Consider the following 8708-nt stretch of genomic DNA (forward strand, 5'->3'; position numbering starts at 1 on the left):
ATCGACGATACGCCGTTCGACCGGCTGCCGCGCGCCGGCGAGCGGGGCCGGCCGGGGTGGCGCGTCCCACACTGTGCATGCCACACTCACTGTTATAGAACTCTAAGCAGAGTTATAGAACGAGGTGAGCGTGGGATGCGAGATGTGGCGCCATGGCGTGAGCCCGTACCGGCGCCCGGGACGATGGGCGAGCCCCGGGCGCGGGGCCGGTTCGGCGAGTACGGCGGGCGGTACGCGCCGGAGTCCCTGGTGGAGGCGTGCCGCGAGGTGGACGAGGCGTTCCGGGAGGCGCGGGCGGATCCGGGCTTCCGCGGCGCCCTGGCGGAACTGCTCGCCCTGCACGCCGGACGGCCGACCCCGCTCACACCGGCCCGGCGGCTGTCGCAGGAGCTGGGCGTGCGGCTGTACCTCAAGCGCGAGGACCTCACCCACACCGGATCACACAAAATCAACAATGTGCTGGGCCAGGCCCTGCTCGCCGCGCGGATGGGACGGCGCAGGCTGATCGCCGAGACGGGAGCGGGCCAGCACGGGGTGGCCACCGCGACCGCCGCCGCGCTGCTCGGGCTCGAGGCCACGGTCTTCATGGGTGAGCGCGACATCGAGCGGCAGGCGTTGAACGTCTTCCGGATGCGCATGCTGGGCGCCGAGGTGGTCCCGGTCACCACGGGCAGCCGCACGCTCAAGGACGCGACCAGCGAGGCCATGCGGCACTGGGTGGGCGTCACCGGCGAGTCCCACTACTGCGTCGGCTCGGTCATCGGGCCGGATCCGTACCCGTGGATGGTCCGGGAGTTCCAGCGGGTCATCGGCGACGAGGCCCGCGGGCAGTGCGCCGCCGAGTTGCGGACCGGCGTGCCGGACCACGTGGTCGCGTGCGTCGGCGGCGGCTCCAACGCGGCCGGCACGTTCGCCGGCTTCGCCGACACCACGGCGCGCTTCGTCGGCGTCGAGGCGGAGGGCGGCGCCGGGGCGGCCCGCGGCAGGCTCGGCGTCCTGCACGGCTGCCGCTCGCTATTCCTGCAGGACGACGACGGGCAGATCGTCGAGGGGCGCTCCATCGCCGCCGGGCTCGACTACCCGGGGGTCGGCCCGGAGCACGCCCACCTGCGCGACCTGGGCCGCGCCCGGTACGTCACGGTGACCGACGAGGAGGCGGTCGGCGCGGCGGTACGGCTGGCGCGCACCGAGGGCATCGTCCCGGCGCTCGAATCGGCGCACGCCCTCGCCTGGGTGATCCGCGCGGTGGGCGGCGGCGATCTGCCCGCCGGATCGACGGTCCTGATGACGCTGTCCGGCCGGGGCGACAAGGACGTCTCAACCCTGAAGGAGCTGCTGTGACGAATCCCACCCTGGCCGCGGGCGCGGTCGAACGCCACCTGCGCGCCCGCCGGGACACCGGCCGCGGTCTGCTCATGCCGTACGTCACCGGGGGGATCACGCCCGGCTGGACGGACTACCTGAAAGCGTTCGCCGAAGCCGGGGCGGACACGATCGAGGTCGGCCTGCCGTTCTCCGACCCCACGCTCGACGGCGTCACCATCCAGCAGGCGAGCGAGACGGCACTGGCCCGGGGGGCGAGCACCCGCCGGATCCTCGCCGACCTGGCCGACCTTGCCGAGGTCCGGGACCTGGGCGTGCCGCTGGTCGCCAGCACCTACTACAACCTGGTGCTGCACGACGGCCCAGAGGCGTTCTGCGCCGCGCTGCGCCGGGCCGGCGTCGGCGGCCTGATCGTGCCCGACCTGCCGGTGCACGAGGCGGACGAGCTGACGGACGTGGCCGCCGCCACCGGGATCGAACTGGTCCTGCTGGCGTCGCCGGCGACGCCGCGGCCGCGGCTGGCGGAGATCTCGCGTCGCAGCCGCGGATTCGTCTACGCGGTGTCGCTGATGGGCACCACCGGCGAGCGGGCCGCCCTCGCCGCCTCGGCGGCGGAGCTCACCGCGCGGATCAGGCGCGTCACCGACCGGCCGGTCTTGCTAGGATTTGGCATTTCCACGCCCGACCAGGCGCGGGAGGCCGGCCGGTACGCCGACGGCGTGGTGGTCGGCGCCGCGGTCATGCGGCGGGTGCTCGATGGGGCGGGGCCGGACGACCTGCGGGACTTCCTCACGACCCTGCGCCGGGACCTCGGCTCAGGTTCGCAAGACCAGGAGTGTGACGCACCACGATGACCCCCGACGCCGGGCACGAGGCGAGATACCGCGCCATCGCAGCCGACCTCGCCGCGAAGATCCGGTCGGGACACTACGTCCCCGGTGAGGCGCTGCCCCCGCAACGGGAGCTGAGCGCCTCCTACGGGGTGACCCTCATGACACTGCGCCAGGCGTTGCGGGAGCTCAGCGACGAGAGGCTGATCGTGCAGCGGCACGGCAAGGGCACGTTCGTGGCCCCGCCCCACCTGGCGTACCAGCTCGGCTCGCTCCGCAGTCTGGCCGACGATCTGCGGGAACAGGGCCACGACGTGCGCACCGTGGTGGCCGGGCGGGCGATGCGCCGGGCTCCCGCCCGCATCGCGGCGGAGCTTCGGCTGCGTCCCGGCGACACCGCCCTGCGGCTGGAGCGGGTCCGCGAGTTCGCGGGCCGTCCCGCCGTTCACCAGGTGTCCTGGATCCGCCGGCCGGTGGCCGACCAGATCCGCGACCGCGACTTCACCGCCGTCTCCCTCTACACAGCGCTCGCCGAAGCGGGAGTGGTGGTCGCCCGGGCGTCCGAGGTGGTCCGGCCCGGGCTGCTCGACCCCGCCGCCGCGCGCCGCCTTCACGAGCCTGAGGGCAGTGCCGTGCTCGTCAGCACCCGGATCGCCTATACGCCCGACGCCGTTCCCGTCGTGTCCGACCATGCCACGATCCTGGGCACCATGATGGAGATCCGCACCGAACGCGCCGCCACCGGACTCTCCCTCACCTGGGGCGCCACCAGCTGAGAACGACTGCACGACTCGCGAGGTGACGGAACGCGTCGAGAACTCATTCCGGCAGGCCGAGAGCCGTCCACGGCTCCCGGGTGCCCTCCTGTGTCTCCTGATCCAGGGACTGCTCAGCCCAGATGACCTTGCCGCGCCGGGTGTAGCGGGTGCCCCAACGCTCGCTGAGCTGGGCGACAAGGAAGAGTCCCCGTCCTCCCTCATCGGTGGCGACGGCCCGGCGCGGGCGGGGAGAGGTGTCGCTGGCGTCGAACACCTCGCAGATCAGCGTCCGGTCCAGGAGCAGGCGCGCGCGGATGGGTTCGGCTCCGTAACGGATCGCGTTGGTGACCAGCTCGCTGAAGATCAGCTCGGTGGTGAAGACCAGATCGTCCAGGTTCCAGTCCGACAGCTGCCGCGCGGCCTCGGCCCGTACGCGACAGACCGCAGCGGGATCGGCCGGCAGGTCCCAGTAGGCGATGTGGCCGGGTGACAGTGCCCGGGTGCATGCCGCCAGCACGATGACGTCGTCGCGGCACCGGCCGTGCGGCAGGACGGTCAGCGCCGAGGCGCAGGTCTCCTCGGCGGTGCGGCCGGGATCTGTGTCCAGCGCCTGGCGCAGGCGCTGCGTTCCGATGCGCGGGTCGGCCGGGTCGTCGGCGAGCAGCCCGCCGGTGTAGAGGACGAGCCTGCTGCCCTCGGGAAGGCTGAGTTCGGTCGTCTCGAAGGGCGGCCCTCCCTGGCCCAGCGGTGGCCCGGCACGGGCGTGCGGGAGTTCCACGGTGCCGTCGGGGCCGACGACGGCGGGTGGGGGGTGGCCCGCCGAGGCCAGGCCGCAGCACTGACTGGTCGGGTCGTAGACGACGTACAGGCAGGTTGTGCCGGTGACGGCGTCGCCGGCACGACCCAGCGTGGTGTCTTCGGCGATGTCGCCGAGCAGGCCGGCGGCATCGTCGCCGGCCTGCTCGGCCTGCTCGACCACGAGTCGGCAGACCAGGTCGTCGAGATGAGCGAGGATCTCCTCAGGCGGCAGGTCGAGCGCGGAGAAGTTGCTGATCGTGGTGCGCAGCCGTCCCATGGTGGCCGCGGCCTGCAATCCGCTGCCGGCGACCTCGCCCACCACCAGCGCGACACGCGCACCCGACAGGGGGATGACGTCGAACCAGGCATAGCCGGCCGCCTCGTAGGCGAGCTGGTAGCGGTAGGCGGCCTCGACCGCGTTCTGCTCGGGCAGGCGCCGGGGTAGCATGGCGCGCTGCAGGGCCAGCGCGGTGGCATGCTCGCGAGTGAAGCGGCGGGCATTGTCGATGCAGACCCCGGTGCGAGCGCTCAGCTGTTCGGCAAGAGACAGGTCGTCGTCGACGAACGGTGTGGTCCGCCGCAGGAAGGTGACCACACCCAGCATGCTGCCGTGCGCGCTCAGCGGGGCGGCGATGACCGACCGGATCTCCCCGCCCGGCCCCGGCCGCAGCACCGGCCATCCCTCGGCGAGGCAGCGCGCCTGCGCCGACGACGCAGGGTAACGGACCAGCTGCCCTCGGGAGGCTGAAAGGCCCGGGGTGTCCTCGGCACCCCGGATCGCGACGCGGCGCAGGCCTGCCGACGGGGCGTCGGCCTCCTGGCCCCGCAGGACGGACTCGGCGAGATCGACCGTGACCAGGTCGGCGAAGCGGGAGACGGTCGCCTCGGCGAGCTCTTCGGCCGTCCGCACCACATCCAGCGTCTGGCCGATCCCCATGGCGGCCTCGAACAGGATTCGCAGCCGCCTCCTGGCCGAGACGGCCAGGCGCCCGACACCCGGCTCACCGGCCAGCAGTAACCAAGGATCATCATAAGAACCGTGCCGCACCCGCGTTTCAGGCGCCGGCGCAGCCTCCGATCGCCGGCCCGTCTCAGCCATGCCGGGCTTCACCACGGCCGCGGCTGTCTTCGCCGCTTCCGCCGCGCCGATCTCCGGGACCGGGCCCACCGGGCTCACCGGGCCCCTCGGGCCCTCGATGGGTCCCGGCGGTGCGAGGAGTGGCAGGTCCGCCATCGGCTCCCACGGACCGCCCTCGATCCTCACCTGCGCGAGGACGCCGACCACCCCGGCGGCTTCGATTCTCGGCACCGAGCGGAGCACGGCCACCCGGCCACCGGAGAGCGGCACCTGGACGGCGGCACGCTGTCCACGGGCGATCAGCTCCACCGCCCTGTCTTCCAGCAGGAGGCGATCACCGAGGGTCAGCTCACCCGGAGGCATGCCCCCGCCCGGCAGCGGGCGCGGCATCGCTTCGGTGCGGAGGAAGGCCTGGAGCAGGGCGCGTTCCCGCTCGCTGCTGTGCTCGAGCAGCCGTCGTTCGATGGCATCGGCCACCCGTTGGGCCAGCGTGCCCATCGCCGGATGCTCCCGCCCGATCAAGCAGACGACGGCCACAGTGCCCCTCACCTGCCCGGTGAGCGGGTCCAGCACCGGAACGCCGGTCGCAGCGAACGGCTGCAGACACGCGGAGAGGTGATCGAATCCCGAGGCGGGGAAAGGCAGCCTCTCCCGTAGCGCACCGGCGAAGGCGTTGGTGCCGACGAACTCTTCGGCGTAGCTGACTCCGGGCCAGTGATGCCGCGCGTCCAGCTCCCTCGACAGCGCTCTGTCGCCGGCACGAAGCAGCAGCAACCTCGCCTGCTCATCGCCCAACAGCAAGGCTGCGTCCGCGTCCGCGAGGACGGGCAGCACACGTTCGACCACCGGACGGGCCGCCCGGACCAGCGGGCCGTCCCAGTCCAGTTCCACGGGGTCCCCGAAACCAAGCGTCCCCGGGGCCAGGCCCGCCGCCCGGCATCGCCGCCACGACCGGAGAATGGCAGGACGCACCCGCCCCTCGACCGGCTCCCGATCGAAGAAGCGCTCCACAATCCGCTCGTCAGGCTGTAGAAGACCTTCTCGGGCGACTTGCGGCCAGGTCACTGCAAATGCATCTCCCCGTTTGCGGACCCCCGCCTCACACACCTTAAACCGTATACCTCACATACCAGCCTAAAACGGTAAATTGCCCGATCATTGCCAAATACAGTCAACCGCGTCGGGGATCCGCGAAAACCGGCACAGTCAGCGAGCCGAGAGACAGCACTGTGTGCCCACAGCACCCGGAGTGCCCACAGCGCCCGCGGAGAGCGGCAAGAACGACGCCCATGCCGTACGCGAGGAGCCTGAATCCGGGCCGGAGCCCGCGAGCGCCTGGTAGGTGTAGTTGGCCGGCCTCGAGTTCGGACAGGTCTGGGCGGCCGGACCTTCATGCTCTCTCAGCCGGTGTGAAGGATCCGAAAGCGATCGGGTTCCGCCGGATCTCGATCAACGACTTGGATCGGCGGCCAAGCCCATTGCCGAACGTTGATGCCCGGCGTGCGGGAGAACTGGATCTGCCCGCGGGTGCCTTCGACTGCGACGCGCGGCCAGGATCCGGCGATGCGCGCCCGGTCCGCGCCGTGAGAACGCAGCACATCGGCGAGGACGGCGACCGTGTCGTAGCCCTCGAAGGCGACGAAGGAGGGCGCTTCGGCCAGCCGCTCGCGCAGGGCCGTCTCGACTCGGGCACCGAGTGGGCTGAGACGCTCGGGCAGGTAGCGCAAGAACGGGATCGCGGCGCTGTCGCCGCCCAGCGACGTCGCCCATTGGGCGAACTCCGGTTGCCCGGCCGGAGCACCGATCATGATCTCGGCGAGGCGCCGGTCGCGGCGGACAGACGTGACGATCGACACCGCCGGCTCCGGATGGCCGACCAGAAGAAGGAGGGCTGTCGCGTGATTACCGACGAGTACGTCGCACACGGCCGCGGGGGCGAGCGCGCGCATGTCGAGTTCGATGACGGTGCCGCCCCGTGGAGCGAGATAGTCATGCAGAATGCGGGCCCCCGACGCCCAGTAGACACTCGACTCGGCTGCTACGGCGATGCGCCTGTGGCCCGCGCTGAGGAGGAAATCCGCGTAGATCCGCCAGCCGTGGGACTGCGCCGGGGCGAGACGCGCGACCCATTCCGTCGGCTGTTCGGTGAGCGCGTCGAGAACCGCCGACGAGCACAGGAACGGCAGGCCGAGGGCGTCGGCCCTGGCGGCGGCGGCACGAGCGACGACGCTGTGATACTCCCCCGCCAGGGCGGCCACGCCGAGGCAGGCCAATTCATCGACGGCCGCCGTGGCCCTCTGCGGATCGGCCGCGGTGTCTCGGACCACCAACTCGAGTGGTCTTCCGCCGATCCCGCCTGCGTCATTGACTTCGCGAACGGCCAACTCGAGTCCGGCGAGCAGGTGTCGGCCTGCCTCGACCCAGCCAGGCCGAGTCAGCGGAACGAGAGCACCGATCTGGACCGTTGATCCGTCAGTCCGCTCCGTTCGAGATGGCGACGGTGGCGTGTTCATGCGTTGGCGTCTCCCGTGTGACGGTTCATGGATGATCGCAAGATCCGCAAGGGCCGCCTACCGCTTCCAGGTCCCGTCGTCATCACGTGAGGAACTGGTCAGAGGGGCTGGAGTCGGGTGTGCAGGAGACAGAACTCGTTGCCTTCCGGGTCGGCCAGGACGTGCCAGTTCTCGGTGCCCGTCTGGCCGACGTCGACGGGCCTGGCCCCGAGAGCGAGCAGCCGCTCCAGCTCGGCGTCCTGGTCGCGGTCGGTGGCATTGACGTCAATGTGCAGTCGGAGCTTCCCGGCCCGCGGGTCGCCGCTGGGGCTGAGGATGAGAGTGGGCTGCGGGCCGCCGAAGCCGACGCCAGGCGGACCGATCTCGATGCTTCCGTCGTCTTCCCGGCCGAGTTCGACGTAGCCGAGGACCTTGCTCCAGAATTCGGCGAGCCGGTCGGGGTCGGCGGCGTCGACGACCAACTCACTGATGCGGCATGCCATGCCCGACAGTGTACGTAGACAACCCGAAAGTCGATCGTCGGCCGTGTGATCTCCTCGACGGGCCGGACTTTCGCGGGGTGTCGGTGAGACTCGTTCCACCAGGTACACGCGATTGAGCGCGCCCAACCGCGCCGTTGAGATACAGGGAACTACGACGTTCGAGGAGGGCTCTACGGGCCGCTCGCCGGTCGAACGCTCATCGACGCCGGGGTCCGTCCGCCGCGAGAAATCCTTCCGCCGTGAGCGGCAGGCATTGAGAACATGGGCAGATGCCGAGGAAAGCAGACGACGCCGCACGGCTGGAATCCATCGCCGGGCTCGCGGCCAAGGCCGCGCAGGGCCATTCGTACACACTGGACGACCTGCGCCAGGCGCTGTTCCGCGAGGCGGTCCGCACACTGCACCGCCTGAACGCCTCGTTGGACTTCGCCGCCATGCTCGACGATCCCGCCCCGGTCGTGGTCCGGCACGTGGTCGCCGCACTGCGCGATGCGCCTCCCCCATCAGACCGGCTCTGGGCACTGCTCGACGCCGCACACCCCCGGCACGTGCGGGTGGCCGCTCATCGACTGCTCTCCCGCCGGGACACCTGGAGCCGGATCAAGGCCAGCCTGATCCTCTCGACCGACGCTGATGAGTCGCTCCGACGGCGAGCGCGAGACGACCTCACCACCTGGCGTGCCCACGATGCGCCGACCGCCTATCACGTCACAACCGAACCGATGAGAACCGAGTTGAACGCCCTGATCACCGGTGCGGAAGCCACCCTCGGCCCGCAGATCACAAATGAATTGCGCTGGCTCATATCTTCCGGCAGGTGAACCACGCCTGGTCATGGCATCGGATTTGTCGGGGCTGTGTGCGAGTAAACAACCAGCCGGTGCGCAGAGCGTGATGGCCGCTGGCCCGGCGTCGATCTGACCGCT

Annotated in this window: 7 protein-coding genes; 4 read left to right on the top strand and 3 right to left on the bottom strand. The window is 71.0% G+C overall.

The features are described 5' to 3' along the window. Positions 1-135: 135 nt before the first annotated feature. The 3 genes from trpB to ACFHYQ_RS24895 are packed head-to-tail and all read left to right on the top strand — an operon-like array spanning position 136 to position 2929. Positions 136-1341, top strand: coding sequence for a tryptophan synthase subunit beta (gene trpB, locus ACFHYQ_RS24885; RefSeq protein WP_394303551.1), 1206 nt, complete (start codon positions 136-138; stop codon positions 1339-1341). After that, positions 1338-2177 carry a tryptophan synthase subunit alpha gene (gene trpA, locus ACFHYQ_RS24890; RefSeq protein WP_394303552.1) on the top strand — a complete coding sequence of 280 codons (840 nt, stop codon included), beginning with the start codon at positions 1338-1340 and terminating at the stop codon, positions 2175-2177. The genes trpB and trpA overlap by 4 nt, the downstream gene beginning before the upstream one ends. After that, positions 2174-2929, top strand: a complete 756-nt coding sequence (locus tag ACFHYQ_RS24895) for a GntR family transcriptional regulator (protein WP_394303553.1) — start codon at positions 2174-2176, stop codon at positions 2927-2929. Before trpA ends, ACFHYQ_RS24895 begins: the two co-directional genes overlap by 4 nt. Positions 2930-2972: 43 nt before the next feature. Here the strand turns inward: ACFHYQ_RS24895 and ACFHYQ_RS24900 are convergent, their stop codons facing one another. From ACFHYQ_RS24900 to ACFHYQ_RS24910, 3 genes are all read right to left on the bottom strand, one after another. Further along, positions 2973-5852, bottom strand: a complete 2880-nt coding sequence (locus tag ACFHYQ_RS24900) for a SpoIIE family protein phosphatase (protein WP_394303554.1) — start codon at positions 5850-5852, stop codon at positions 2973-2975. A gap of 335 nt (positions 5853-6187) precedes the next feature. Then, complete coding sequence (locus tag ACFHYQ_RS24905) at positions 6188-7300, bottom strand: ABC transporter substrate-binding protein (protein ID WP_394303555.1); 1113 nt, start codon at positions 7298-7300, stop codon at positions 6188-6190. A gap of 98 nt (positions 7301-7398) precedes the next feature. Then, positions 7399-7782: a VOC family protein gene (locus ACFHYQ_RS24910; protein ID WP_394303556.1), complete on the bottom strand. Its 384-nt coding sequence runs from the start codon at positions 7780-7782 to the stop codon at positions 7399-7401. Between the two features lie 269 nt (positions 7783-8051). Between ACFHYQ_RS24910 and ACFHYQ_RS24915 the strand changes: the two genes are divergently transcribed. Next, complete coding sequence (locus ACFHYQ_RS24915; RefSeq protein WP_394303557.1) at positions 8052-8603, top strand: hypothetical protein; 552 nt, start codon at positions 8052-8054, stop codon at positions 8601-8603. Positions 8604-8708: the final 105 nt, after the last annotated feature.

Origin of the sequence: Sphaerimonospora cavernae (genome assembly GCF_042435035.1) — a bacterium.
In the GTDB taxonomy this organism is placed as follows: Bacteria; Actinomycetota; Actinomycetes; order Streptosporangiales; family Streptosporangiaceae; genus Sphaerimonospora; species Sphaerimonospora cavernae.